The organism is Tenacibaculum sp. 47A_GOM-205m, assembly GCF_000518405.1.
In the GTDB taxonomy this organism is placed as follows: domain Bacteria; phylum Bacteroidota; class Bacteroidia; order Flavobacteriales; family Flavobacteriaceae; genus Polaribacter; species Polaribacter lutimaris.
In genome coordinates, this window is record NZ_JADN01000003.1 from 705,103 (window position 1) to 732,026 (window position 26,924).

A 26,924-nucleotide genomic window follows, 5' to 3' on the forward strand; every position below is an offset into this window, starting at 1 on the left:
CTATATACTTTTAGTGGTGTAATAATAAAAAAACACGAAAATGAAAGTATTAAAACTTATAGCAATCATTGCAATATTTACTTCGTTAGTTTCTTGCGGAAAATCAACAAGTAAGCAAGCAGCGAATAAAGAAGGATTTGACGCTATAGAAAAAGAACTCAAAAACGAATTTGGTAATAAAGCATATTATACAGATTTAACAATTACTTATAATAAGTCAATAGGAAATATTATTGGAGTAACCGTTACCTCAGCACCTGAATCTCTAAAAATGGGACAATGGAACCAAACACAAGGTAAGTGGAAACAAAACTCAGAAATTTCATTAGAAGTACCTCAAGGAAGTAAAGCAGCAGACTTTATGTTTCAATTAAACAACAATATAAACTTGTCTAAATTAGGTGAACTAGTTGAAAAATCGAGCACTCAATTAACTGCTGAAAAAGGTATAGATAACCCTGTTTTAAACATGGCGTATATCAAGTTTCCAAAAAATGGAAACACCACTAAAACTGAATACGTTGTGATGTTGAATCCTGAAAACGGAGGCACAACATTTACCTTCCGATATAAATTAAACGGAGATTTTATCGAGATGGATTATTAAAACACTATAAACTCAAAAAATTAAAATAATATGAAAAATGTAAAATTGACAATGAGCTTACTAGTGATAGCTATATTGTTTTTAGTAAGCTGTTCAAAAGATGAAAATAACCCTACTAAAGTTAGAACAACTTCTACAGAGTTTAAAGCACTTAAAACAGCATCTATAGAAAGTAAAATGCAAAATTTTCAGCTAGATGTAAGCCAAACAGAAGTATTTACAACTGAAAGTGGTGTACAATTTGTTATCAATGGAAATTGTCTTTCCAATAACGGAAATCCCATTACAGGAACTGCCGATATAAAAGTCATCGAACTGTTTAATAGTGGAGATATGGTAACTACAAATAAACCTACTATGGGAAAAATGGAAAATGGAGATAAAGCACTTTTAATTTCAGGAGGGGAATTTTTTGTGAGTGCTACTCAAGGAGATGTACAGTTACAGTTAGATTGTCCCATACAAGTACTTGTGCCTACAAACCTTACTGGGCAAGTAGATAATGAAATGATTTTATGGAAAGGAATAGGTATAGATGAAGACTGTGATTTGCCAGAGGTTTGTGACAATATAGTTTGGGAAGAAATAGAGAATGGTGAGGTAGAGATAGCCAATGGCGATAATGGAGAAACGTTTTATGTTTCTGACTTTGGCGAATTTGGTTGGACTAATGTAGATAGGTTTTACAATGATCCAAGACCTAAAACTACCTTGTTAGTAGATGTTCCAAGTGGTTTTAATAATAAAAACAGTAGTGTATACATATATTATAACGGAGAACCTAATGCTTTGGGTGAATTAGATACTTATATTGAAGAGCAAGGACTTTTCAGTGAACATTATGGTCAAATACCTATCGGTCTTGAGTGTCACATTGTGTTCGTTAGTGAAGATAAAGGGAACTGGCTCTTTGCAATAAAACCTGTAACCATCGCATCTGGTGATATCATAACTATTTCTGATGTCGATTTAAACACGGCAACGGCAAACGAGTTAGAAGCTTTAATAAATGACTTACCATAAAAAAAATAAAAAATAAACAAATGAAAAACGCAATCCAATTTACCAAAACATTATTTCTTACATTATTAATAATAACTTATAGTTGTAGTAAAGATGATGATCCAATCGTTATTAATCTTCAAAATTTAGAGGTTACAATAGATGAAAATCCAACAGTTGGACAAGTTGTAGGGACGATTGAAAGTGATAATAATGCTTCCTTAATCTTTAGCATTACTTCACAAACACCAAACGGAGCACTCGAAATAAATGAAAATACAGGAGAGTTAACCGTTGCAGATGCTACCTTATTTGATTTTGAAACAAATCCTACAATTACAGCAACTATTGCTGCGGATAAAGCTCAAAACACAGCTACGGTAACCATAAGTTTAGAAGACAAACACGAAGTTGGTGAGTATAAATTTGGAGGTGTTATATTTTGGGTAAATACATCTGGAGATCAAGGGTTGGTTTGTGCTGTAAGCGACCAAAGTCTAGGAATTAGATGGTATAATGGTACAAATGTTAGTACAGGTGCTACAGCATTAGAAATTGGGACAGGACAAGTAAATACTACAGCTATTGTAAATGTTCAAGGAGTTGGTTCTTATGCGGCACAAATTTGTAATGATTTAAGTTTAAATAATTATGATGATTGGTTTTTACCAAGTATTGGTGAATTGCAAGAAATTTATAATAATAAAGAAATTATTAATACAACTTGTCTTCAAAATTCGGGAACTGTGCTTGAAGAAACGGCTTACTGGTCCTCCGCTTATTGGAGTAGTACTGAATCTAGTAATGATTCAGCTAGGATTCTTAGATTTTCAGATGGATATAATAGTCCACAAGGATTCGGTAAAGGAATTAATAATTTAAATGTGAGGGCTGTTAGAGCTTGGACTGATTTTTAATGTAACACTCTAATTATAAAAAAATCGTATAAATAAAATATTTTCACCAAATTTAATTTATACGATTTTTCATTTCCTTTTAAATTTTTAACTCTTGACAATTATGATAAACTTTTTTAATGAATACCCACTGGTAAAATGGATCTTAGTAGGATTTGGAATCTTATACTTTTTAGATAAATATGGCATCTTTAGTCCTATAGATAATTTAATAAATAGAATAGGTAAGTATAAATTTAAAAATCAAGCACATTTAAATAATCCCAAACTAAAAGAAATAATAACTTTCTTTAATAAAAAACAGTTTAGTAACATAGAACAAACTTTAAAGAGCATGAATTCAAGCGAACGTTCATTTGCTTTTGAAAGTTTAGGTCAATATGGAGATATTAAGACAAGTGATGAATGGATTAATAAAGAACCATATAATGATTTACCCAAAATTATAAAAGGATATCAATTAATTCATAAAGCTTGGGGAATAAGAGGGAGAGGAACTATTGACAGTGTATCTAATGAAAAGCTAGTGTCTTTTAAAAAGCACTTAAAAAAGGCCGAAGCTATTTTAATAGAAGTTAATAATAAAAATAGCATTTTTAAAGCCAATGCTGTTGCCTGTTTGCTAACCATTTATAAAGCTATTGATGCAAATAGACAATATGTGCATCAGCTTTTTGAAGATGTTATAAGTGAGTTTCCGGAAGATGTAGAGCTTCATAAAAATTATTTAGAGTTTGTATCGCCTAAATGGGGAGCAACTGTTGAGGAATATGAAAATTATTTAAACCATATAAATGAATGGTCTCCTTTTATTCAACAATTAATATTAGCTAAATATTATTTTGATTTAAATTATTTTCATGATTATCAAGATTCTGATGGTAAAATAGAACAATTAATGACTGAGGTTAAGGCAGCTCCTATTGAAAACAATAACCTGTACAGATATGAATTGTATAAAATATTATACTGGACAGCTAGTAATTTAGGTATGACTGAATATGAAGCATATTATAAAAAAATGGCATTACCTTATTTAGAAGATTAAATTAAAAATAAAATGAAATACCTAAAACAATTACTTACTTATCTAATTTGGACAAGCCTTTCTTTATTGTTAGGTATAGGGTATATGCGAATTGTTTTAGGTCCGAATAATGTATCTAAGGAAGGATTAGGATATTTATTCCATCTTTTTTACAATTGGGGTTTGTTTCATGTCGGATTGGTAGTTGGATTCGTAATTGCTTTCTTGTTTATTCTTGTAGATTTTTTTTACCTAAAAAAGAGATTTAAAAAGAAAGATAAATTAATTATTGTACGATTTGGATCTCTTCTTACAATTACCATTGTAGTTGCAGCCATACATTATATATTAGAAAAAGTAATTGATGTAATTTAAACAAAATTACAAATGGAAATAGTATTTATCTTCTTTCTCATTTTACTTTTTGGTATAGTCCTATTCCTGAGTTACAAAATTGTAAAATGGGTTATTGCAAGAAAAGGAAGAGTTGTAGGTGTGGTATCAATACTGTTTATCACAATTGTTAGCGTTACTATTTACCAGTTGCTTTTTGTAAAAATGGAATTCATTCAATCGAACATATATCCTAATTTATATTTGGTAAAAAATGAGATTAAAAACCGAGATTCTTTAAACAATATCATTAAAAAAATAGTTGTCGAAAAAATAGATCTCAATTTTATAGCCAATGGAAAAAAATACACACAAAATACACACAAAGCACCTTACGCAACGTTAGCTTTTTATAACTATTCCAAAAGTTCCAGACTATCTATATTTCAAGATTACGGTACTGCCTATTTTATAAATCATGAAGAAGATTTAGGCGGTTTTTCGGTAGAAGATTTGAGCATGTATCAGAATGAAAAACTAGCCATTTTCAATATCCGTCTTTATAAAAATGACAGTACACAACATTATGGTCTATTGGAGTATTATGAAAAAGGTGATGTTGTAAAAATAGATACCATTATATTACAAAAAAAATAAACTTAAAATGAAATATAGCTATCTACTGATAATATTTTTACTTCTCGCTTGCGTAAAAAGTAATAAAGAAAAAACGCCAGTAAAAGGAGCCATAGAAATACAAGAAGTAGAAAATGCCATAGAAATGGCAGGTGAACAAATTAAAGCTGAAGCCCAACCATCAGAACACGTTACTACTACCTTTAAAGAAGAACTACTAAAGCTGAAATTAAAAACGGTTCCTTTGGTGGATAGTACTTCGTTTGATAATTTTACAGATAAGGGCGATTATCAAAAAATAAATACCGAAGCCTTAAAGCTTGCTAAGGTTTATAAAAATTGGAAAGAACTCAAACCTAATTACCGTGCCATTGATGCATACCGATTAAACTTATCCAAAGACTTTTACACTGTAGTCATAACAGCATTACAAAGCGATGAGGAAATAGAATCTAGACTTATTAATTATGACTTAGAAGGTAATGTGATTGCTTATGAGATAATAGCTTATGATGAGATTGTTGAAAGCTGGGCTCGAACAAAATCAATAATAGAAACAGATCGTATTACCATCAACTATCAATACAAGGTGAGCGAAGAAACAGGTGTTGTTAAAATTGAACCCAACGGAAAATTTAGAATGTTAGGCCTCAGTGATATATTTTATGAATTGGTAATAGACGAATTAAATATAGATCGCTCTAAACTAATGCCAGCTTTACAAGCATTTAAAATACTGCCCAACCGTCCGCACGAAGCCATTGTGGTTATCCCCGAAATCGTAGAAGGTAGCGAAGAAGAACATTACTTTTCGCTCAATACACATATTGCCTATGTTAATATAGAAAACAAACAGGTTTTATTTCACTATTTTGAAAGTGCTGAAACAAACGGCTGGACCTCAGATGCTATAATGCTAACAGAAATAGTTATAGATACTGCACCTTATACCATTACGGAAAATGAACGTGCTTTTGGAGTTAAGACTCATTTTGTTGGTAGTTCACGTGTAAATCCTTATGAAAATGAAAGTCTTTCCTTGTTTATAATAGCTAATAACAATTTGCAGAAAGTCCTACATAATTTTGAAATAATAGACAATGGAGGTGAATGGGATGGTAATTGTTATGGTGAATTTATAACCGAAAAAAGAACACTCATTATTTCAGAAGAAAAAAACAATGGTTATTTTGATATTTTAGTAAAACATAAAATCACCAATAATATAGCTTTTGAAGATGAAAATGGAGATTGTAAAAGTAAAGATACCATCACTACCAAAACATCGGTGCTAAAATTTGATGGTAAAACCTATAAATAAATACATGAAACTAAGCGAATCATTTAGCGGAGCACTTAGAACCTTTGCATATTTTATGGCAAGTGGTACACACTACCTGTTAAAAGGTGTTGATTATCTAAAACTTTATGGCGAAGAGCCGAGTGCAATTGAACAAGCCTTTGCCATTTTTGCCAATGTCATAGAGCTGGATGAAAATGGAGAAGTACTCAATGCAAAGCATGCCGAAAAAAGAGCGGTAGATTATATCCGTTCGTATTGTGACCCTAATTTTAAAGTAATGCCTCCATACGAAGACTGGGAATTAGAGTTATATTAATTTAAAAACAAAATATGAAAAATAAAATTACACCACTTTTTTTACTGGCTACTTTACTGAGTCTTTATTTAACCTCTTGTAAAAATACACCTGAAAAACCTGTAAAAACAGAAACCAATACAGTGTTTAAAGTAGAAACAGATAATAAAGACATTATAAATTTTTCAGAAAAAGAAAGTAAGACTCTTGATAGTTTTAAAAGCCGTTTAAGGCCAGATGAACAATTAGAACTCAAAACAATTTATAACGATACTGTAACTTTTTTAAGTTACGATGATAATTATGATTATTGGTATTTTTTAGCTAAAAAAAACAAGGATACTGTACAAATAATGTATTATGACATTCCGATAAATGAATTAGTGAAAGGAGATACAATTTCCATAAAATGGGAATTGAAAATTTTGCAAGAAGCTGGCGATGAAGATATAACATACTTAAAACCGTATTTAGTTTCATTTAACAAAATAAGTTCAAGTATATCTGATAATAATAGCATAAAAATTTTATGGCGGGATACGGTGTATGACGAAGAATTAAAAACAGATATTAACACCATTGTTCTGAATAAAGAGTATCAAAAAAATATTACTCAACCCGAAAGAGTGGCTTTAGGGTATGTCGCTACCTTTGTAGGGAACGAATGCGAATGGGATAGTGGAAGTCCCGATGAAAGCAGAAGTAACTTAGAGTGTAAACTACTCACTTATTTAGATTTGGGTTATCAATGTTCTGATAAGCATTTGGGCTTTTTAAACCAATGGTTTTCAAAAGATTCTGTGTCGATAGAAAAATTGAAACGCTGTACCACAATACCAAATGGCGCTACGATGCAATCAACATTTGATGAAATTTTATTGGAAACAAATACTCAAAATCAAATAATAACAATCACCTATAAAGTTAAGGTTATAAATGTTAGAGAAAATGAGGTGTCCACTTACACAAAAAAAAACCAATTTAACTATGGTTTGAATAGTATAAGGTTGATTCGTTCAGAATAAGAATATAAAAGATTAATATAGAAAAAGTAAAAATCTATTTGCCGAAACAGAAAGTAATATAGCTAGTGAAATAAGTGGATGTAACATGTTAAGGTGTAGTAAAAATGTAGGATTTTACATTTTATGGATTTAGCTTTTCCTGAATGGAAATCAAATAAAGGAATAGGGACTTAGGCAGGAGAATTCATACTGTCAATTATTGAAAACAACGAATATTTAGATGATAGAGAGGAATATACATTTAAAGAAATGTTGACTAATTTATATATAGAATTAGCTGATAGGTATTCGGATATGCAAGTAAAGTATAGTTTTACTTTTGATGACAGACTTATAAGTCAGTTTAATATTGATAAAGAATTTGAATTAAAAGAAAAAGAACATTTACCTTTTGAAGAGTATTCGGTTTTTTATGATAAACTATTTTTTGAATATAAAAATGAAAAATTAGGCAATGTTACTTATAATTTTAGAGATGATTAAATACTATTTTCATTTAGCAATTTATGAATTATATAATTATAAGATTAGTCTTTTCTCTTTTATCGCATAATAGATAAATTATTTAATACAGTTACATAAGCTTCATTTTCTTCACAGCGGTAGGTAAGCCCAATAAAATCAAGAGGTTATTTCGCTTTTTTTGTGCAAGGATTTGCACAAGTAACCAGTTTTTAATAAATCAATTTTATTTTTTTTATACGTAAGTGTATATAATATTTTGTTTTTTTATAGAGAATCGTGAAAAAGCCCCAGAAAAATATTTTCTGGGGCTTTTAAGTAAGCTTAATAAGGTATAGTTATTGATTTTGTGTAACTTTAAGATATTGATTTGAATATACTTTAACTCTTTAGTTCAGTTATTTAATCATTAATTGATAGTGTTTCTAAAAACAATTCTATAATTTCTTTATCCTCTTCAAAATCATCATTTAAAAACATGGTTACTACTATTATACCTTCATCTTTAGCACCATAAGTAGCAACTGTGTATACTTCACTTTCTCCTTTATATGTTAAAGTAGCTTCAATACCTTCAATGGTTTGACCACTTTTAATTTTTTTCTTGAATTTCTTTTCTGTTTTTGAATAGCCATAATTAATGCTTTCTTTAGTAATTTCATTAAGCATTAATTGAGTTAAGCTACTAGGGTTAATTGTTTTAAATTTTTGAACCATAAAACCATTTCCTGTAGACTTAACAATCATACATTGCTCAATACCTTCCTCAATTTTTGAGTTTGACACATTCAATGATTTATTATGATCAAAAGAAATTATATCATCTGAATAGGTTAAAATTTCAGGTTGTATAATTTTAACAGTTAACTCTTCACCTTTGGTAGTTTTGTAGTTAATGTTATTGTCTAGGTTAACACGGATTGAATCATTATTAATGATTACAATATAATTGCCTTTAGTTTGAGCAAAGCATAAGGTAGTAATTAACATTACTCCTAAAGTCATAATAGATTTTATCATTATTGTTTGGTTTATTTTTCAGTTTAGTATTATCGTTAGCAATTCCGAGTGGATTCGGACGTAGTCGAATCCGCCGTAATTGCGGTTATACATTGTTGGCAGTAGTTTTTTTGTTTTTCTTTTTTCCAGCTAATATCATAATTAACAATATTAGTCCACTTAAAACAGCATTCAGAATATAATTATAAATTGGATTATTGTCAATTAGAGGAATAAAAGAGAATACTTTTGATAAAAGTAATGCAATCAGATACGCAAATCCTCCCATAAATATAAACCCAAGCAATGTTGTGAAAATATCTTTTCTTTCAGTTAATAGTACAAAAGGTAGCGCAATTGCTATTATTCCAAATGACAGTACTAACCACCAAGCGGAAGTAATGAAATGTATTTTAGAATTTCTTTCCGTTTCTTTTTCTGCCGTTTTGATAGTTTCAGTGGTTTCTTCGTCAGATGTTTCAAAATTCAGATTTGTCAAATAATCATAGACTTTATCTTTAAGAGTTTTATGTTCAATTATATCATTTCGCAGTTTGATTAGCTTCTTTTTTTCTGAAACAGATAAAGTTGTGTCCTTTAGTCCTTCATTGATTTCTTTTATTTGAGTTACTTTTTGCGAAGTATTATAGTAGTATGAAAAACTAAATGTATTGTCTAAGAATATTAATAAAATAAATCCGAAAACTATAAATAAGGCTTTAGATGATAAATTTCTTGTTTTGTCAGTTAAGAAATGTATGATTGATGAAAAATCCATTTGTTTAGGTATTCTTGAGTCAAATTACTGCCAACTAGTTTTATGTATTACAAATGTTTTTTTATCCCTCAAATAATAGGGGATAGTAATACTTTTTTATACTCTTAAAATAATCATGAAAAATAGAAAGAAAAATTCATAGCCTTTCATTTGCAATTTTTTAAGAGCTTCTAAAATACATGTTTTTTATAAACCTGACAATAAGTAGCATGTTTATAAATTAACATAAATAAGCATATTTTAGTTGTATTTTTTTCTATTTTTAATTTATCAAGAATAGTATTTGTAAGAGAAAAATAAAATAGAGAAACCAAAAATGAAAGCAATAGAGCTTATACAACCCAATACATTTAATAACGAAAACCATTGGTATCCTAAAGCATTGAATGCCACGATTCACCCAATGGTAAATTTCTTTTTAAACCTAGATAAAGAACGAATTATTGCTAGGTATTGCCATTTACATCCTAAAGTAAATGCTGAAAAATTACGAGAAATTTTGTCGTATGAATGCAAGTATTTTTTGTGGGGAGGTGCCGATTTAATCAATTCTACTTCGGCAGATGGAGACAAAAATATGGTTATTATTGAAAATAATTCATGTCCGTCAGGTCAAAAGTCAATGCCTTTATTAGACGATAATAAAGAAGATGGAGCTTATCGTTTGCTTATAGAGCGTACATTCAAACCTATTTTAGATAAAAAACGTAAGCTTGTTAAAGATGGTAGGTTAGCTGTATTTTACGATAAAAATTATATGGAAACCTCTGGTTACGCTGCTGTAATTGCAGATGTTTTTAAAGAAGATGTATTCTTAGTTCCGTTTTTTTCAAACAAAGAAAATACACATGTAAAAATAGAAAACGAAATTTTTTATTTAAAACAAAATGAAGAATGGATTCCGTTACGAGGTATTTTTAGGTATGTAACTCAAAAACCATGGAATCGTTTTCCTGTAAATAGTAAAACAAAGATTTTAAATCCGATTATTACGTGTTTAGCAGGAGGTAGAAACAAAATGGTAGCTGCCAAAGCTTATGATATTTATAATACTGAGTTAGAAGAACACGGTATGAAAATTAACATTCCAGATACTATTTGGGATGTAAGTAAGAATGAGATTCCACTGTGGGTAAAGAAAATGGGGGGACAAGCGGTTATTAAAATTCCATATAGTAATGCGGGTCAAGGCGTATATACCATTGTAAACGAAGAGGAGTTAGAAGAGTTTATGAAGTTAGAAATAGAGTATGAACGTTTTATCGTACAAAGTTTAATTGGTAATTACAATTGGAGTTCGTTAAGTACTAAAGGAAAATACTACCATGTAGGTACAATGCCAAATGCTAAAGGAGAAACTTACGTATCTGATATTCGTATGATGATTAGTAGTACAAAAGATGGTATTAAGCCTTTGTGTATGTATTCGAGAAGAGCATTATTACCTCTTGTGAATGATTTAGAGAATAGTAAAGATTCTTGGCAGATGTTAGGGACTAATTTATCTGTTAAATTAGGAGAGAATGAATGGACGTCAGACACCAATCGTTTGTTAATTATGGATAGAAGAGATTATAATAAACTAGGTTTGGGAATTGATGATTTAATAGAAACATTCATACAAACTGTGCTTTCAACCATTGCTATTGATAAAATGTGTATTAGCTTAATTAACTCTAATAAAAAGTTTAAAAAGAAACTATTTACTTCTTTAAATAACGATAGTACTTTATTAAATGAGTTGTACTAACTATAAGATGTATGGGACACCAAATTGACTATATAACAGAGTTTGACGTAAATCAAACACCCCAAAATTCTATTAAGAATTATTGGTTAAAAGTAACTTCAAATGCATTAGGAATTGCCACGTGTATTCCTATTATGGTTGCCAGAGGAAAAGAAGATGGCATTGTATTGGGGCTTACAGCTGCGGTTCATGGAAATGAACTGAATGGAATATCGGTAATTCAACGATTGTTTAAAGATTTAGATACAAATAATTTAAAAGGTACTATAGTAGGAATTCCTATTGTAAACGTACCTTCTTTTGTTAGAGGAACTCGTGTTTTTAGTGATGGTGTAGACATTAACAGAATTATGCCAGGGAAACACAATGGAAATACTAGTGAAGTATATGCCAATCGTTTTTTGAATTTGGTAGTAAAAAAGTTTGATTACCTCTTAGACCTTCATACTGCTAGTTTTGGTAGAGTGAATTCATTTTATATTAGAAGTGATATGAATAATGAGGTTACTAAGAAATTAGCTTTGTTACAAGATGCAGAAATTATTGTACATACACCTCCATCTGACGGAACTTTACGTGGAGCTGCAGAAGAATTAGGAATTCCATCTATTACTATTGAAGTAGGAAATCCACATAGTTTTCAAAAGAAAATTATTAAAAGTGGACTAGCAGGTGTACATAATGTACTTACTCATCTAGGAATTACCGATGATGAATATGAAACATCTAAAAGAAATACAGTAGTTTGTAATAAATCATATTGGTTGTATACTCAAGAAGGAGGGTTGTTAACAGTACATGTTGATTTAAGAGATATTGTAGAAGAAGGAGATCATATTGCGACGTTAAGAGATGTTTTTGGGAATACGATTAAGAAATATTACGCGCCAGAAAAAGGAATTGTGGTAGGGAAGAGTGTAAACCCTGTAAATCAATCAGGTGGACGTGTAATCCATTTAGGAATAATGAGATAAAAACGAAAAAACTGCCTCATAAACTAAATATTTATGAAGCAGTTCTTTTTATTTAATGAAGTTCTTATTGAAAATTATTTCATTTCAGCAATAAACTCTTTATTCATTTTTACATAATCAGCATTTCCAACTTTTTCAGCACCAGCTAATGAAGCTTTCGCAGCTTTAATAGCTCCTTTTTTATCTCCAGCTTTAGCTAAGATTAACGATTGTTGACGTAAGTACCAAAAACGAGGTTGATCTTTAGTCATATCTACTGCTTTGTTAATCCATTCTTTAGCTTTATTGATGTCTTTTCCTTCTTGTAAATAGTAAACAGCAGAAGAAAAATAATCGTTAGCAGAAGGACCGCCCATTACTTGTGCAATACTTTCTTCAACAGCTTTGTCTGTTGGAGTATTAAATTTTACACCAACATAAGCATTTTCCCATAAGATACCTAATACAGCAGAATCGTTTGTTAAATCGTCAATAGACATTGTAAACGTTTCAATTTTCATAGGCATAGCTTCAACCTTAGCAGTGGTAGACACAGCTACCTTAGCATCATCCCAATTTTGAGGAGTTCCCCAGTTGTTAGCATCAGAATAGAATAATACTTCCCAAGCGTCTTTTCCTGGCTTCGTATATACAGCATACGTTCCTTTTTTTAATGTTTTTCCGTCAATAGTAACGTCGTCGCTAAAAGTAACTTTCGTGTTTTGGTTTGCACCTGTTCTCCATAATTTACCGTAAGGAACTAAATTACCAAAAACGGCTCTTCCTTTCATGCTTGGTCTTGAATATTCAACAGTAACATCGGTTAAACCTACTTTTTGTTCTATTTTAGAAGCAGGACTCGGGGCAGGTGTCTTTAACTGGGCATTGATGTTTGTTGATAAAGCAACAACAAACAAACTCAAAAGTATTTTTTTCATGTTAATAGATTTGTTTTTAATTAGTTTTGTTAAAATTACAAGGAATTCTTCGGATTAATGTTAACAAAAACTTAAAATACCGTAGTCTTGTTTTAATAGATATTTGCAATCATGAAAAAATATATTTCTGAATTTATAGGGACTTTTGCTTTAATTTTCTGTGGAACAGGGGCAATGACAGTAAATGAAATTACCAATGGAGCAGATTTGACGCATATTGGGGTTGCAATTACTTGGGGATTGATAGTGATGGCAATGATTTATGCCTTTGGAGAAATTTCTGGAGCACATTTTAATCCTGCAGTCACAATTGCTTTTGCTTATGCTAAAAGATTTTCATGGAAAGAGGTGCCTAAATATATCATAGCTCAATTAGTAGGAGCTTTGTTGGCTAGTATTATGCTTTGGGTATTATTTCCTACAAGTGAATTTTACGGAGCTACATTACCAACGGTAGTGCCTTGGAGAGCTTTTATTTTAGAATTGTTATTAACCTTCTTTTTAATGCTTACTATTATCAATGTATCTACAGGAAGTAAAGAAGTAGGAGTAATGGCAGGTATAGCCATTGGGGGTGTAGTGTTATTAGAAGCCATGTTTGCAGGACCTATAACCAAAGCTTCTATGAATCCTGCTCGTTCTATAGCACCAGCGTTAGTTTCTGGTCACTTAGAGCATTTGTGGTTGTATATACTAGCACCAATTATAGGGGCTTTATTAGCGGTGGTTTCATGTAAAATAGTAAAAGACGATAATTGTTGTAATGAAAAATGTTAGTATTTTAGGTTGCGGATGGTTAGGCAAAGAATTAGGAATATATTTTAAAAGGAAGGGATATAAAGTAAAGGGTTCAACAACTTCTAAAGATAAACTTCAAGAATTAGAATCAGTTGCAATAGCCCCTTACTTAGTTGATATTTCAGACAAACATATTTCATCAGAATTTTTAGATGCTGATGTTCTAATCATAGCTATCACTTCCAAAGAGGTAGAAAACTTTAAAAGGTTAATTTCTTTTATAGAGAAATCAAACACAGCTAAAGTAATTTTTATTAGCTCTACTTCGGTGTACCCTAGTTTAAATAAGGAAATGACTGAAGAAGATAAAACAATAAATTCACCACTAGTTGAAATAGAAAATTTATTTAGAAACAATAATAATTTTCAAACAACCATAATTCGTTTTGCTGGATTATTTGGAGAAAAAAGGCAACCAGGAAATTGGTTTGCTAATAGAAAAATTCCACATCCAAAAGGTTATGTAAATATGATACATAGAGAAGACTGCATTGCTATTATAGAACAAATTATAGAACAGAATGTTTTTGGTGAAGTTTTTAATGCCTGTGCAAACGATCACCCAACCAGAGAAGATTTCTATATAAATGCTAGAAAAATTCTAGGAAAACCTATTCCAGAATTTGACGACTCAAAACCATTAGTTTACAAAATAATTAGTAGCAAAAAACTTCAAAAAGCATTGAGTTATCAGTTTAAACACAATGATTTGTTACGTATATAGCTTAGTCAAAAGTGAGTAGTATGTATTGTTAATTTTTTCTTCTTTTTGTAAGTGTTAAAAAAATAACTTAACCACTAACCACTAACCACTTATTGATATTTCTTCTTCCTCCAGTAATTAAAGCCAAAACCAAACAGTGCTAATAGCACTAATGGAATACCAATATTGATAAATTGCCAAAAACTTTTTTCAGCAAAAGCACGTTGCTTATCCAATAAGTTAATTTGAATAGTTTTATTACGCAGTTGAATCAATCCAGAATCATCTAATAAATAGTCAATAGCATTGATTAAAAATTCTTTATTTCCAAACTGTTCTCCCGTCCATTTATCTAAGGACAAATCGTGTGGTTTTCCTTTTAAAATCTGATTTCTGCCGACATCACCATCAGCAATTACAATCATTTTATTGTTTGTGCTCTCAGCTTTAAAATCAGGAGTGTCAAAAGGTTTTATTCTGTTTTTATATGCTGAAGGAATAGCTCCTTCCAATAACACAGCTAATAATTGTGGACCTGAAGCAAACTCATTTTCTTTAGGTTCTTTCGCAATACTTTGTAACTCAATAAAATTAGGCGTTCCAGTTTTTTTAGTGAGTACAGAAGTCACTAATAACGGAGTTTTTTTCAAATTCCCTTTCAAAGTATCTATCTGAGTAGCAAAACGAAAACGAACAGGTGCTACATTTTTAGTAATCGGATGGTTCGGATTTCCATTAACTAATGGATGATAAAACCAGTTTAAGTGTTGGAACTGTGTTTGGTTTCCTACATTTCCTGTAGCTAGTGGGATTTTAGCTGAGTATAAATCTTGAATTAATTTATTATTTACACGAACTTGATAGCCAAACAATAAATCAGTTAAATTCAAATCACGAGGAAATGCTAACATTTTCCCTTCATTGTATAAACTATCAGTATCCGCATAGTTATTATCTAGCATCCATAAACTTTTACCGCCATTTGCTATAAACTGATCAACGGTAAATTTTTCTTCCTCAGTAAAACGTTCAGTAGGTTTTGCTATAATTGCTAAATCGTAGTTACGTAAATCTTTCAAGGTTTTTTGCGGATTGTTAGCCACACTATCTAATGTAAATTTGGCTAAACGGTATTTTTTACCAACTTCACTTAACAAACTATATTGATAAATATCTTGAAGTTCTCCATTACCAGCTAATACCGCTATTTTCTGTCTTTCTTTTAAAGTAACATTATGCAATGCATTAGCAAAAGAATACTCTAATTTTTCAACAGCATTTTGTAGCTGTGCCTCTTGCGTTTTAGCAATAGAGTTAGAAAGTAAAGAAATTAACTCTACTTTTTTACCATAAGTAATTTCTGCCCAAGGAAAAATAATAGCTTCAGATAACTTTCCATCTTCTTCTACAGTTAACTGGCTAGGCATCATTCCTCTTTTTACCAAACGTTCACGAATATTATCAGGATTGATAAATCTGAAGCGGATGTTAGAGTTTTTTGCTTGTAATTCCTCTAAAAACTGGCGTGTTTCTGTTTGTAAACGCTTAAATTCCGCAGGAAAATCACCTTCTAAGAATACATGAATCGTTAGTGGTGTATCAATTTTATCAATAAGACTTTCACTTACTTCCGATAAGGTATATCGTTTATCTTGTGTTAAATCAAAACGTTTGTATATAGAGTTAGCCACATAGTTAAGAACTAACAGTCCAATAAGAGCTAATGCGATGTGTTGTAATTTCTTATTCATTTTTTAACTGTTGTTTAGTGATGAATAAAAAGAAGAACGTAACACTGATAAAGTAGATTAAATCACGAGTATCTACTACACCACGACTAATACTTTTAAAGTGTTCGTTAATACCAAATTGTTGTAAGGTATATCCTGAGTTTCCTAAGGAAAATCCGACAGCATCAAACCCGTAGAATAAAGCAAAAGTGATAAATACACTTACAATAAATGCTACAATCTGGTTATTTGAAAGGGTAGAAGTAAATAATCCTACAGCAGTATAAGTTGATGCTAAAAATAACAATCCTAAATACGAGCCAACTGTACTACCTACATCTAAATTTCCAACAGGACTTCCTAATTGATACACAGTATAAGTATAAGTTAACGTAGGTAATAATGCTATAATAACGAGTAAAAGTGCAGCAAAAAATTTGCCCAGCACAATTTGCCAATCGGTAAGTGGTTTGGTTTTTAAAATTTCAATGGTTCCACTATTAAACTCATCTGCAAAACTTTTCATTGTTATGGCAGGAATCAGGAATAAAAACAACCATGGAGCTAAATAAAAAAAGCTATTCAAATCAGCAAACCCTGCATTTAAAATGTTGAAATTATCTTTAAATACCCATAAAAATAAGCCATTTACAAGTAAAAACACCCCAATAACCAAATAGGCAATGGGAGAGGCAAAAAATGAGTTAAATTCTTTTTTTAGTAGTGGTAGCATAAAATACTATTGTTCGTTTTTAAGAAGTCCAAAAATAACATTATTCTCGAAGTCGTTATCTTTTTTATTGGGACGTAATTTAAAGTTAAACCTTTTTAACAAATTTATAGAACCTTTATTGTGTTTATGAGTATAAGCTTCAATTTCATTCAAGTTAAGTGAACTAAAACCAAATTGAATAACTTCTTTTAAAGCTTCACTCATAAAACCTTTTCCGTGAGCGTCAGGATGTAATTCATAGCCAATTTCGGCATAAGAAAAATTGTCATTAAAATGACGTAAACCAATAGAACCTATAACCTCGTTGTTGTTTTCAATAACCCAGTAAATACCTTCGTTTTTAAGTACTAATTCATCAATTAGTTTTATAAAATCTTCCACATCAGAAATATCACTAGGAATCTTTCTATCAATAAATTTATTGACTACTGAATTCGATCGAATTTTAAAAATAGCCTCTTTATCATTATCAACAAGTTTTCTTAGTACAAGCCGAGGTGTATGTAAAACAGGAAAAGGACTGAATAAACTCATTAAGGTAACGATTCAATTTTATCTACACTCCAAGCAAGAGGCTTATCATTAAATAAAACTTTGGTTTGTGCCCAAACACCTTTAAATAATTCAGAATTTCTGTAGTTTTCTAAATCTTGCTCAGTATCCCAATAGCTATAAGTGAAAAATATATTCGGATTTGTTTTGTCTCTATATAACTCTAATAAACGACAACCAGGTGAGTTTCGTATAAACTCTTTTTTTGAATTAAAGTTGTTTAAAAACTCTTCAATTTTTTCTGGTTGAAAGCTCATTTTTACTATTCGTACAAACATATCGTTAATTTATAGGTGTAAATTCTGGTGTAACCGGATTTTCAAATTCAACAGTAATAGTGTCTCTATACTCTAATCCAAGTAGAGTAGAGGCGCCTCCTACAGTTTCTAAATTACTTCGATAAATAGCAATTTCTAAAAAACCTGCAGAGTTAAAAATAGCCAATTTTTCTCCATCATGCTGACCATTGTTTTCAATCGAGTAATCAACAATTTCATTATATCGACTAAAAATTTTTGTAAAGGTATAACGTCTAGCTGTAACTTTAAAATCACGACCTTTCCCAACACTATTAAATAGCTTTTGGCTAATATTAGTAATTACATTACCATAATTATCAATATAAATCACACCGCCAGCAATACTATTTTGTTGTTCGTTTACTTTTGGTTGAATTTCAATAATCTGCTTATAAGAATCAATTTCTCTACCAATAACACTTAAACTCCCACCACGAGCAATGTGGCTAGCAACTTGCACAAACACATCTAGTACAGGGAAACTACTTTCTACTCGATCATGAATATTGATCTCAAAAACTTTAGTAGGCTTAATTTCAGAAGCAATCATAGAAATTAAACCGTTGTCAGGACAAATAAAGTAATGATTGTCTAATTCTAAAGCAATGTGTTTGTTTTGAATACTTAACTCAGAATCAACACCAATTACATGTATAGTTTTATCAGGAAAACTCTTATATGCATTTTTTAAAATATACGCTGTTTCAGTAATGTTAAAAGGGGAGATATGATGTGTTATATCTACAATCTTAGCGTCAGGTAATTCTGAGTATATAGCCCCTTTTACAGCCCCTACAAAGTGGTCTTTAGTTCCAAAATCAGTAGTTAATGTGATAAGAGACATTAAGTTAGGTGTTTGTTAATTAGTTTGTGAAAAATTATGCTGAATTTTTAAACAAAACTACGTAATTCGACAAAAATAATCATTATTTTTAGTGTGAATAATCTTAAAACTTTTGTCATTTGAACGAACGCATAATTGAATTAACAGAAATCAACCCAAATGATTTCTTCGGAGCTCAGAATAGCACAATTACTCAGTTAAAAACATTCTTTCCTAAAGTAAAAATTGTAGCAAGAGGAAATAAATTAAAGATTTTTGGTGAAGCAGAATTATTAGATGAGTTTGAAAAGCGATTAGAAATGCTTATCAAATATTTTAATCGATATAATAAACTTGATGAAAATAGTATTGAACGTATTTTAACATCAACAGGTAAAGAAGAAGAGATTCGTAAATCAGGAAATGCAAAAGATGTTTTAGTGCATGGGGTTAGTGGAAAATTAATCAAGGCACAAACAGCCAACCAACATAAAATGATTGATTTGATGCAAAAAAATGATATGTTATTTGCAGTTGGTCCAGCCGGAACAGGAAAAACATATACAGCAGTAGCATTGGCTGTGAAAGCATTAAAAGAAAAAGAAGTTAGGCGTATTATTTTAACAAGACCTGCAGTTGAATCTGGTGAAAACCTTGGGTTTCTTCCAGGAGATTTAAAAGAAAAGTTAGATCCGTACATGCAACCATTATATGATGCATTACGAGATATGATTCCACACGAAAAGTTACAAGCGTATCTAGAAAACGGAACGATTCAAATTGCACCATTAGCTTTTATGCGAGGTCGTACGCTAGATAATGCCTTCGTGATTTTAGATGAAGCGCAAAATACCACGCATGCACAAATGAAAATGTTCCTAACCCGTATGGGAATGCATGCAAAATTTATCATTACAGGAGATCCTGGTCAAATAGATTTACCACGTAGACAAGTATCAGGATTGAAAGAATCATTATTAGCCTTAAAAGATATCAAAGGAATAGCACAAGTATACTTAGATGATAAAGATGTAATTCGCCACCGATTAGTAAAGCAAATTATAACAGCTTATAAAAGTATAGAAACTGAGTGATTTTTCATAAAAACATATTATTTTCGCAAATCTATTTTTTGCTTATGAAGAATATCGTTTTATTTTTACTATTTGTTTTTTCTATATTATCTTTTGTTTCATGTTCAGATTCAGATAGTGAAGCAGTTATAGTGTTTTCTGAAGGTTTCATAGAAGCTAATATTGGAGGTAGTTTATATAGAGAAAGTTTTAAACTTACAAATTTAGAAGACGCATCAATAGGTAGTGTTAGTTATTATAGTGATAATAACATAGAATTTATTCTTAAAATGAACGATTTAAATGATAGAATATACATAACTATTGATGATGTTAAAGAAGCAGGTGTTTTTGAAATTAAAGGCTATACATCAACAAGTATTAGTTACTATGATGGAGAAGCAGACAAAATATATCATACCAATTATAACTCAAGTTCAGGAATCTCTGTTGGTAAAGTTGTAGTTTCGAAGTTTGATATAGAAAATAAAATAATTGAAGGAACTTTTGAAGGAAGATTGTTAGATGGAGAAGAGCTAGGTAATACAATTCTTATTTCAGATGGAAAGTTCTCTGGTACTTATATTAATATTGGACTTTAAAATATTTAAAATATAATTTAAGAGAGATGTGTTTATAAAAGCACATCTTTTTTATTTAAATAAGTTTTTAACTTACATTTGCGCCACGACAACACAACAAAATAGAAAAATGAATACAATTAACGAAACTAACTTTCAGTTTCCAAGGCAAAAGACAGTTTACAAAGGAAAAGTAAGAGAAGTTTATAACATCAATGATGAATTATTGGTGATGATAGCTTCTGATCGTCTTTCTGCATTTGATGTAATTTTACCTCGTCAAATTCCTTTTAAAGGACAAATTTTAAACCAAATTGCTACTAAAATGATGAATGATACTTCGGATATCGTTCCAAACTGGTTATTAGCTAACCCAGATGAAAACGTAGCAGTAGGTCATTTATGTGAACCATTTAAAGTAGAAATGGTAATTCGTGGATATTTATCAGGACATGCTGCTCGTGAATATGCAGCAGGAAAAAGAACACTATGTGGTGTAACAATGCCTGAAGGAATGAAAGAAAATGATAAGTTTCCTACACCAATTATAACACCTTCAACAAAAGCTGATAATGGAGAGCACGATGAAGATATTTCTCGTGAAGATATTTTGGCTAAAGGAATTGTTTCAGAAGAAGACTATTTAGTTCTAGAAGATTATACTAGAAAATTATTCCAAAGAGGAACCGAGTTAGCAGCTAAAAGAGGATTAATTTTAGTAGATACAAAATACGAGTTTGGAAAAACAAAAGATGGTAAAATTGTATTGATTGATGAAATTCATACACCAGACTCTTCTCGTTATTTTTATGCGGACGGATATGTAGAGCGTCAAGAGAAAGGAGAAAAGCAAAAACAATTATCTAAAGAGTTTGTTCGTCAATGGTTAATTGAAAATGGTTTTCAAGGAAAAGAGGGACAACAAATTCCTGAAATGTCAGACGCTAAAATCAATGAGATTTCAAATAGATACATAGAATTGTATGAGCAAATTACAGGAGAAGCTTTTGTAAAAGCAAATACAGAAGATGTACTAGAAAGAATAGAAAAAAATGTAACTACATTTTTACAAAATAGATAAGTAAGAGAGGCGAAAGCCTCTTTTTTTTATTTAAAATAACTTCATTAACTAAGTGGCATTTATTTTTTTCGTAACTTTTCGAATTATAAAAACTACCTGAAATGCCAAATTATACATTAAAAATTAACGGAAAATCGGTATCCTTTACAGCAGATGCTGATACACCATTGTTGTGGGTTTTACGTGATGAACTCGATATGGTAGGAACCAAATTCGGTTGCGGTATAGCACAATGTGGTGCCTGCACTGTTCATGTAGACGGAACAGCAATGAGAAGTTGCCAACTACAAGTTTCAATGTTAGGAGATGAAGAAATCACAACCATAGAAGGATTATCAATTGAAGGTAATCATCCATTACAAGAAGCTTGGAAAGAAGTAGATGTGCCACAGTGCGGATATTGTCAAGCAGGTCAAATAATGACAGCCGCTTCTTTTTTAAAGGAAAATCCAAATCCTTCAAATGAAGAAATAAGAGAAGCAATGCAAGGTAATATTTGTCGTTGTGCTGCATATAACAGAATAGAAAAAGCAGTTGCTTTAGCTGCTAAAAAAATGTCTTAAAATTTTTCAATCATGAGCACACAAGAAAACAAGTATACCTTTAGTAGAAGAAATTTTTTAAGAGCCTCAGCATTAGCTAGTGGAGGAATCATGATTGGGTTTAATTTATTTACTGCATGTAAACCTAATGTAAAACCATCTGTAGATGTTGAAAACCTAAACTTTAATGATTTTAATGCGTTTATTAAAATTTCTGATGAAGGTTATGTAACCATTTACGCTCCGAATCCAGAAATAGGACAAGGGGTAAAAACATCAATGCCGATGATTATTGCTGAAGAATTAGATGTTGAATGGGACAAAGTGCATGTGGTACAAGCTCCATTAAATACTAAAAGTTACACACGTCAATTAGCAGGAGGGAGTCAGTCTATTCGCCACGGTTGGACGGCTTTGAGACAAACTGGAGCTACAACAAAACAAATGCTAATCAATGCTGCCGCAGTAAAATGGGGAGTTGACGCTGCTACTTGTTCAGCTTCAAAAGGAGTAATTACTAATGCAAAAGGCGATGAGTTAGGGTATGGAGAAGTGGTTAAAGAAGCAGCAATACTAGAAATTCCAGAAAATGTAACATTAAAGAAACCTTCAGAATTTTCCATCATAGGTAAAGATGCTATAAATGTTGATGTAGATAAAATAGTAACAGGTAAACCATTATTTGGATTAGATTATAAAGAGGAAGGAATGGTTTATGCTGCAGTTGTGAGACCGCCTTCTTTTGGGGAAGAATTAGTATCATTCGATGCATCTGAAGCTAAAAAAGTTTCTGGAGTGATAGATGTTGTAACTATTGGAGAAAAAGCAAGAAACTTTATTGAATCTGGTAAAAACAATTGGACTTTCAAGCTGTCAAAATCAGATAAAGTAGTTGTTATAGCAGAAAATACTTGGGCAGCAATCAAAGGATCCAAAGCTATTAAAGCTACATGGAAAGAAGGTTCTCAGCTTGAAGATACAAAACTTCACGATGAAAAATTGTTAAGTTTACTAGAAGGAGATAAATTTGATATAAGAAGAGAAGATGGAGATGTAGATAAAGTATTTTCAGAAGCTGATAAAGTTATAGAACGTACATATCATTCACCTTTCTTACCGCACAATTGTATGGAACCTATGAACTTTTTTGCAAACATAACTGCTGAAAAAGTACATCTGGTAGGGCCGGTGCAAACACCTGAATATGCAGCACAAGTTGCGTCTGAAATGTTAGGACGTGATTTAAGTCAAGTTCATATTGAGATGACCAGAATGGGAGGAGGTTTTGGAAGAAGATTGTATGGAGATTTTGTATATGAAGCTCTTGAGATATCCGATAAAATTAAGAAACCTATAAAAATGGTTTCTACCAGAGAAGAAGATATAACAAGCGGTATATATCGACCTGCAATTAAATACAGAATAGCTGCGTCAATAAAAGATGGAAAAATAACTGGGTATCATTTAAAAGAAGCAGCAATTAATGATAATATGTATGGGTTAATTCCAAATTTCTTCCCTGCAGGGTGTATTCCAAACTATAAAGTTTCAACAGCTAATTATAAGAGTAATATTACTACAGGCGCTTGGAGAGCACCATATACCAATTTCCTAGGATATGCAGAACAATCATTTTTTGATGAATTAGCACAAGAACTAGAAGTTGATCCAGTTCAGTTACGTTTAGATTTATTAGAGAATGTAAAAGATACTGAAGATAAAAGGATAGAATATTCAGGAAAGAGAATGCAAGACGCAATTCGATTAGCAGCTGAAAAAGGAGAATGGGGGAAAGCCAAAGAAGGAGTTTATCAAGGTTTTTCTGCATATTATAGTCATAATTCACATGTTGCAGAAGTAGCAGAAGTAGAAGTGAAAGATGGAGTCCCTGTCGTAACAAAAGTTGTTGCTGCGGTAGATTGTGGTATTGTTGTAAACCCTACAGGAGCGATTAATCAAGTGGCTGGTGGAGTTATTGATGGTATAGGGCATGCAATGTATGGAAATTTAACTTTTGAAGAAGGGAAACCTTCTAGTAGAAACTTTGATGGTTATAGGTTAATACGAATGAATGAGACTCCAAAAGTAGAAGTTCACTTTGTTCAAAATGAGTTGTCTCCAACAGGTTTAGGAGAACCAGGTTTACCACCAGCAGGTGGGGCTGTGGCTAATGCTATCCATAAAGCTTTAGGAAAAAGACTATATAAACAGCCTTTCATAGAAGAATTAAAATCAAACGTTTTAGGTTAATAAAAATAAAAATGAAGTAAAAGGTGCCTAATTAGGCACCTTTCTTTATTATATATTAATTATGCTATAGACAATTTTTGAAAATCTGTTAAAAAAGCACTATTTTCGCAACCTATAAAAATCAAAAATAATAATGGTTAAAGATTTATTTGAAAGAATTAAAGGGGATAAGGGACCTTTAGGAAAATGGGCAGATAAAGCAGAAGGGTATTATGTGTTTCCTAAATTAGAAGGGCCAATTTCTAACCGAATGTCTTTCAATGGAAAAAAAGTAGTTACTTGGAGTATCAATGATTATTTAGGATTAGCAAACCATCCAGAAGTATTAAAAGTTGATGGAGAATCAGCAGCTACTGATGGTATGGCATACCCTATGGGAGCTCGTATGATGTCGGGTCATACAAAATACCATGAACAATTAGAAAAGGAATGTGCTGAATTTGTAGGAAAAGAAGCTGCTTATTTAGTAAACTTCGGATACCAAGGTATGGTATCGGCAATTGATGCCTTAGTTTCTAAAGACGATATTATTGTATATGATGTAGATACGCACGCATGTATTATTGATGGTGTTCGTTTACATGCAGGTAAACGTTTTGTTTACCGTCATAACGATATTGAAAGTTGTGAGAAAAACTTACAACGTGCTACTAAAATGGCAGAAAAAACTGGTGGAGGAATTTTATTAGTTTCTGAAGGAGTTTTTGGTATGCGTGGAGAGCAAGGAAGATTAAAAGAAATTGTAGCATTAAAAGAAAAATACAATTTCCGTTTATTAGTAGATGATGCGCACGGATTTGGAACTTTAGGAGAAGGAGGAAGAGGAACAGGATTCGAACAAGGAGTACAAGACGGAATTGATGTCTATTTTGCTACTTTTGCTAAATCTATGGCGGGTATTGGAGCATTTTTTGCAGGAGATAAAGATGTAGTACAGTATTTACAGTACAATATGAGATCTCAAATGTTTGCAAAATCATTACCAATGCCAATGGTAAAAGGAGCTTTAAAACGTTTAGATTTAATTCGTACACAACCAGAGTTAAAAGATAAGTTATGGGAAGTTACCAATGCTTTGCAATCAGGTTTACGTGAAGCAGGGTTTGATTTAGGAACTACCGAAACTTGTATTACTCCTGTATATTTAAAAGGAGATATTCCTGAAGCAATGGCTATGGTCAACGATTTAAGAGAAAACCATGGGGTTTTCTGTTCTATCGTAGTATACCCAGTAATCCCAAAAGGATTAATTATTTTAAGATTGATTCCAACTGCACGTCATACAATGGACGATGTAACTGAAACAATAGAAGCATTTACAGCGATTCGTGAAAAATTAGAAAACGGAACGTATAAAAAAGTAGCTGAATCAATAATGGCAGAATAGTATAAGCCTGAAATAAAACAAAAAACTCATGAAATTTTTCATGAGTTTTTTGTTTTAAAACAGAAATGATACATTTGGAATCCTTTTTGTACATAAAAATTAAATGAAAAGAATACTTTACTTATATATACTATTAGCGACTACTACAATTAGTGCTCAACTTAAAGATAGTTTGCCAAACTTTAACGATGAATATATTTTAGTTAAAGTAGGAGATAGTTTAATGATAAGGTTAAACGAAGTAACAGTGTTGCCAAAACATAAGTTTAAAGAGAAAAACGATATTTTATATTATTATTGGTTGCGAAAAAAAGTATTCAAAGCATATCCTTATGCAACTCTAGCTGCAAAAAGAGTAGATAGTGTGAATTCTCGTTTGTCGAGAATTAAATCAAAAAGCAAAAAGAGGCAATATGTAAAGCGTGTTCAAAAATACCTCGAAGAAGAATTAACAGCACCATTAAAAAAACTAACAAGAACAGAAGGGAGAATATTGTTGAAGTTAATTCATCGTCAAACAGGAAAAACAGCCTTTGATAATGTGAAAGAAATTCGAAGCGGATGGAAAGCTTTTTGGTACAACACTACGGCAAATATGTTCAAGTTATCCTTAAAGTCAGAATACGTTCCAGAGAGTAATAATGAAGATTATTTGATAGAGGATATATTACAACGAGCTTATATAGATGAGAAGTTGGAGTATCAGGAGCCTAAATTAGCGAAGGACTATACGAATATTGTATTGAAGAGTAGGGGATATATGGATGTATCGGAGTACAAAGAGTACTTTAAGAAGCTTCGTAAGAAAAGAGATAGAAAGAAGAAGCGCTAAATTTTCCGTTTTTTGATGCTTAATAAATGAGTTATTGTTAGCGTTTGTTTTTTTTTTAAAGTTCAGGCAAGCTATGTTTTTTAAGAAGAAGGGATCTTGTTAGTGCCAATATATAAGAGAGAATCCTTACAAGAGAGTAGTTAAAAGCGCTAGCTAAGTAAAAAAAGTTTACATGTAAATAGTTAAGGTTTAAAGGGTTAAAAAGAGGGGTAAGAAAAAGGTAAGAAAAGTGCTTGTTGTATTGAAAAAGGGTTCTATATTTGCACCCGCTAACGGAAAAGCGGTAAGCTAAAAAGTTAGTAAGAGTTCATTAAAATAGGGTGTGTGATACAATAAGAAAAGGTTAAAAAATAGTTTAATTTTTTCTTGTTTTATTTAAAGTAAAGGTAGTATCTTTGCAGTCCGATTTTAACGGAGACAGTTCATTAAAACAGCGAAAAACAGACTAAAAAAAACTTTAAAAAAGTTTTTGTCAGAATAAAAACAGTTTGTATGTTTGCACCCGCTTTAAGAAA

29 protein-coding genes are annotated in these 26,924 nt (G+C 31.2%); 21 read left to right on the forward strand and 8 right to left on the reverse strand.

All coding sequences use genetic code 11. The annotated features are described in order from the left end of the window. The first annotated feature begins 40 nt into the window (after nt 1–40). The 10 genes from N534_RS0103400 (at nt 41) to N534_RS0103445 (ending at nt 7,628) form a co-directional block, all read left to right on the forward strand. Nucleotides 41–607 (forward strand): hypothetical protein, encoded by a 567-nt coding sequence (locus tag N534_RS0103400; RefSeq protein WP_028891137.1) that lies wholly within the window; start codon nt 41–43, stop codon nt 605–607. Between the two features lie 30 nt (nt 608–637). Further along, complete coding sequence (locus tag N534_RS0103405; protein ID WP_028891138.1) at nt 638–1,630, forward strand: hypothetical protein; 993 nt, start codon at nt 638–640, stop codon at nt 1,628–1,630. Between the two features lie 20 nt (nt 1,631–1,650). After that, entirely contained in the window at nt 1,651–2,526 is an 876-nt protein-coding gene (locus N534_RS0103410; protein ID WP_028891139.1) for a DUF1566 domain-containing protein, read from the forward strand. A gap of 103 nt (nt 2,527–2,629) precedes the next feature. Continuing rightward, entirely contained in the window at nt 2,630–3,574 is a 945-nt protein-coding gene (locus tag N534_RS0103415) for a hypothetical protein (protein WP_028891140.1), read from the forward strand. Between the two features lie 12 nt (nt 3,575–3,586). Further along, nucleotides 3,587–3,928: a hypothetical protein gene (locus N534_RS0103420; RefSeq protein ID WP_028891141.1), complete on the forward strand. Its 342-nt coding sequence runs from the start codon at nt 3,587–3,589 to the stop codon at nt 3,926–3,928. A 12-nt stretch (nt 3,929–3,940) separates the two neighbouring features. Beyond that, nucleotides 3,941–4,543 carry a hypothetical protein gene (locus tag N534_RS0103425; RefSeq protein WP_028891142.1) on the forward strand — a complete coding sequence of 201 codons (603 nt, stop codon included), beginning with the start codon at nt 3,941–3,943 and terminating at the stop codon, nt 4,541–4,543. A gap of 7 nt (nt 4,544–4,550) precedes the next feature. Continuing rightward, complete coding sequence (locus N534_RS14985) at nt 4,551–5,843, forward strand: hypothetical protein (protein ID WP_051435831.1); 1,293 nt, start codon at nt 4,551–4,553, stop codon at nt 5,841–5,843. Between the two features lie 4 nt (nt 5,844–5,847). Then, a complete protein-coding gene (locus N534_RS0103435; protein ID WP_028891143.1) occupies nt 5,848–6,141 on the forward strand; it encodes a hypothetical protein in 294 nt (97 codons plus the stop codon). Nucleotides 6,142–6,155: 14 nt separating this feature from the next. After that, complete coding sequence (locus N534_RS14990; protein ID WP_051435832.1) at nt 6,156–7,145, forward strand: hypothetical protein; 990 nt, start codon at nt 6,156–6,158, stop codon at nt 7,143–7,145. A 249-nt stretch (nt 7,146–7,394) separates the two neighbouring features. Next, a complete protein-coding gene (locus tag N534_RS0103445) occupies nt 7,395–7,628 on the forward strand; it encodes a hypothetical protein (RefSeq protein ID WP_156025538.1) in 234 nt (77 codons plus the stop codon). A 381-nt stretch (nt 7,629–8,009) separates the two neighbouring features. On the opposite strand, the gene N534_RS0103450 is transcribed toward N534_RS0103445, so the two are convergent. Further along, a complete protein-coding gene (locus N534_RS0103450) occupies nt 8,010–8,627 on the reverse strand; it encodes a hypothetical protein (protein WP_028891145.1) in 618 nt (205 codons plus the stop codon). Nucleotides 8,628–8,712: 85 nt separating this feature from the next. Continuing rightward, nucleotides 8,713–9,384: a hypothetical protein gene (locus N534_RS0103455; protein WP_028891146.1), complete on the reverse strand. Its 672-nt coding sequence runs from the start codon at nt 9,382–9,384 to the stop codon at nt 8,713–8,715. Between the two features lie 316 nt (nt 9,385–9,700). On the opposite strand from N534_RS0103455, the gene N534_RS0103460 reads away from it, so the two are divergent. Both N534_RS0103460 and N534_RS0103465 read left to right on the forward strand, forming a co-directional pair. Beyond that, nucleotides 9,701–11,134: a hypothetical protein gene (locus tag N534_RS0103460; protein WP_038005294.1), complete on the forward strand. Its 1,434-nt coding sequence runs from the start codon at nt 9,701–9,703 to the stop codon at nt 11,132–11,134. 11 nt (nt 11,135–11,145) lie between these two features. Further along, complete coding sequence (locus N534_RS0103465; protein ID WP_028891148.1) at nt 11,146–12,108, forward strand: succinylglutamate desuccinylase/aspartoacylase family protein; 963 nt, start codon at nt 11,146–11,148, stop codon at nt 12,106–12,108. Nucleotides 12,109–12,182: 74 nt separating this feature from the next. Here the strand turns inward: N534_RS0103465 and N534_RS0103470 are convergent, their stop codons facing one another. Then, nucleotides 12,183–13,025 (reverse strand): DUF2911 domain-containing protein, encoded by an 843-nt coding sequence (locus tag N534_RS0103470; RefSeq protein ID WP_028891149.1) that lies wholly within the window; start codon nt 13,023–13,025, stop codon nt 12,183–12,185. Between the two features lie 111 nt (nt 13,026–13,136). On the opposite strand from N534_RS0103470, the gene N534_RS0103475 reads away from it, so the two are divergent. Further along, complete coding sequence (locus N534_RS0103475) at nt 13,137–13,802, forward strand: MIP family channel protein (protein WP_028891150.1); 666 nt, start codon at nt 13,137–13,139, stop codon at nt 13,800–13,802. Continuing rightward, the gene (locus N534_RS0103480; protein ID WP_028891151.1) at nt 13,789–14,547 is read left to right on the forward strand and encodes a dTDP-glucose 4,6-dehydratase; all 759 of its coding nucleotides are present in this window, start codon (nt 13,789–13,791) and stop codon (nt 14,545–14,547) included. The genes N534_RS0103475 and N534_RS0103480 overlap by 14 nt, the downstream gene beginning before the upstream one ends. Nucleotides 14,548–14,636: 89 nt before the next feature. Here N534_RS0103480 and gldG read toward each other — a convergent pair whose 3' ends face one another. Genes gldG through N534_RS0103505 form a run of 5 tightly spaced genes read right to left on the reverse strand, consistent with a single transcriptional unit; the run spans nt 14,637 to nt 18,684 of the window. Beyond that, nucleotides 14,637–16,277, reverse strand: coding sequence for a gliding motility-associated ABC transporter substrate-binding protein GldG (gene gldG / locus N534_RS0103485; RefSeq protein WP_028891152.1), 1,641 nt, complete (start codon nt 16,275–16,277; stop codon nt 14,637–14,639). Then, the gene (gldF, locus tag N534_RS0103490; protein ID WP_028891153.1) at nt 16,270–16,989 is read right to left on the reverse strand and encodes a gliding motility-associated ABC transporter permease subunit GldF; all 720 of its coding nucleotides are present in this window, start codon (nt 16,987–16,989) and stop codon (nt 16,270–16,272) included. The genes gldG and gldF overlap by 8 nt, the downstream gene beginning before the upstream one ends. Before the next feature lie 6 nt (nt 16,990–16,995). Further along, nucleotides 16,996–17,523 (reverse strand): GNAT family N-acetyltransferase, encoded by a 528-nt coding sequence (locus N534_RS0103495; protein ID WP_028891154.1) that lies wholly within the window; start codon nt 17,521–17,523, stop codon nt 16,996–16,998. Further along, a complete protein-coding gene (locus N534_RS0103500; protein WP_028891155.1) occupies nt 17,523–17,819 on the reverse strand; it encodes a putative quinol monooxygenase in 297 nt (98 codons plus the stop codon). Before N534_RS0103500 ends, N534_RS0103495 begins: the two co-directional genes overlap by 1 nt. Before the next feature lie 4 nt (nt 17,820–17,823). Continuing rightward, entirely contained in the window at nt 17,824–18,684 is an 861-nt protein-coding gene (locus N534_RS0103505; RefSeq protein WP_028891156.1) for an S-adenosyl-l-methionine hydroxide adenosyltransferase family protein, read from the reverse strand. Between the two features lie 119 nt (nt 18,685–18,803). On the opposite strand from N534_RS0103505, the gene N534_RS0103510 reads away from it, so the two are divergent. The 7 genes from N534_RS0103510 (at nt 18,804) to N534_RS0103540 (ending at nt 26,409) form a co-directional block, all read left to right on the forward strand. Next, nucleotides 18,804–19,757: a PhoH family protein gene (locus tag N534_RS0103510; RefSeq protein WP_028891157.1), complete on the forward strand. Its 954-nt coding sequence runs from the start codon at nt 18,804–18,806 to the stop codon at nt 19,755–19,757. Between the two features lie 44 nt (nt 19,758–19,801). Continuing rightward, complete coding sequence (locus N534_RS0103515; protein WP_028891158.1) at nt 19,802–20,338, forward strand: hypothetical protein; 537 nt, start codon at nt 19,802–19,804, stop codon at nt 20,336–20,338. A 109-nt stretch (nt 20,339–20,447) separates the two neighbouring features. After that, the gene (locus tag N534_RS0103520; RefSeq protein ID WP_028891159.1) at nt 20,448–21,398 is read left to right on the forward strand and encodes a phosphoribosylaminoimidazolesuccinocarboxamide synthase; all 951 of its coding nucleotides are present in this window, start codon (nt 20,448–20,450) and stop codon (nt 21,396–21,398) included. A 101-nt stretch (nt 21,399–21,499) separates the two neighbouring features. Then, nucleotides 21,500–21,961 carry a (2Fe-2S)-binding protein gene (locus tag N534_RS0103525; RefSeq protein ID WP_028891160.1) on the forward strand — a complete coding sequence of 154 codons (462 nt, stop codon included), beginning with the start codon at nt 21,500–21,502 and terminating at the stop codon, nt 21,959–21,961. 12 nt (nt 21,962–21,973) lie between these two features. Next, nucleotides 21,974–24,190 carry a xanthine dehydrogenase family protein molybdopterin-binding subunit gene (locus N534_RS0103530; RefSeq protein WP_028891161.1) on the forward strand — a complete coding sequence of 739 codons (2,217 nt, stop codon included), beginning with the start codon at nt 21,974–21,976 and terminating at the stop codon, nt 24,188–24,190. A gap of 133 nt (nt 24,191–24,323) precedes the next feature. Next, a complete protein-coding gene (locus N534_RS0103535; protein WP_028891162.1) occupies nt 24,324–25,577 on the forward strand; it encodes an aminotransferase class I/II-fold pyridoxal phosphate-dependent enzyme in 1,254 nt (417 codons plus the stop codon). 103 nt (nt 25,578–25,680) lie between these two features. Next, nucleotides 25,681–26,409: a DUF4294 domain-containing protein gene (locus tag N534_RS0103540; RefSeq protein ID WP_028891163.1), complete on the forward strand. Its 729-nt coding sequence runs from the start codon at nt 25,681–25,683 to the stop codon at nt 26,407–26,409. The last annotated feature ends 515 nt before the right edge of the window (nt 26,410–26,924 follow it).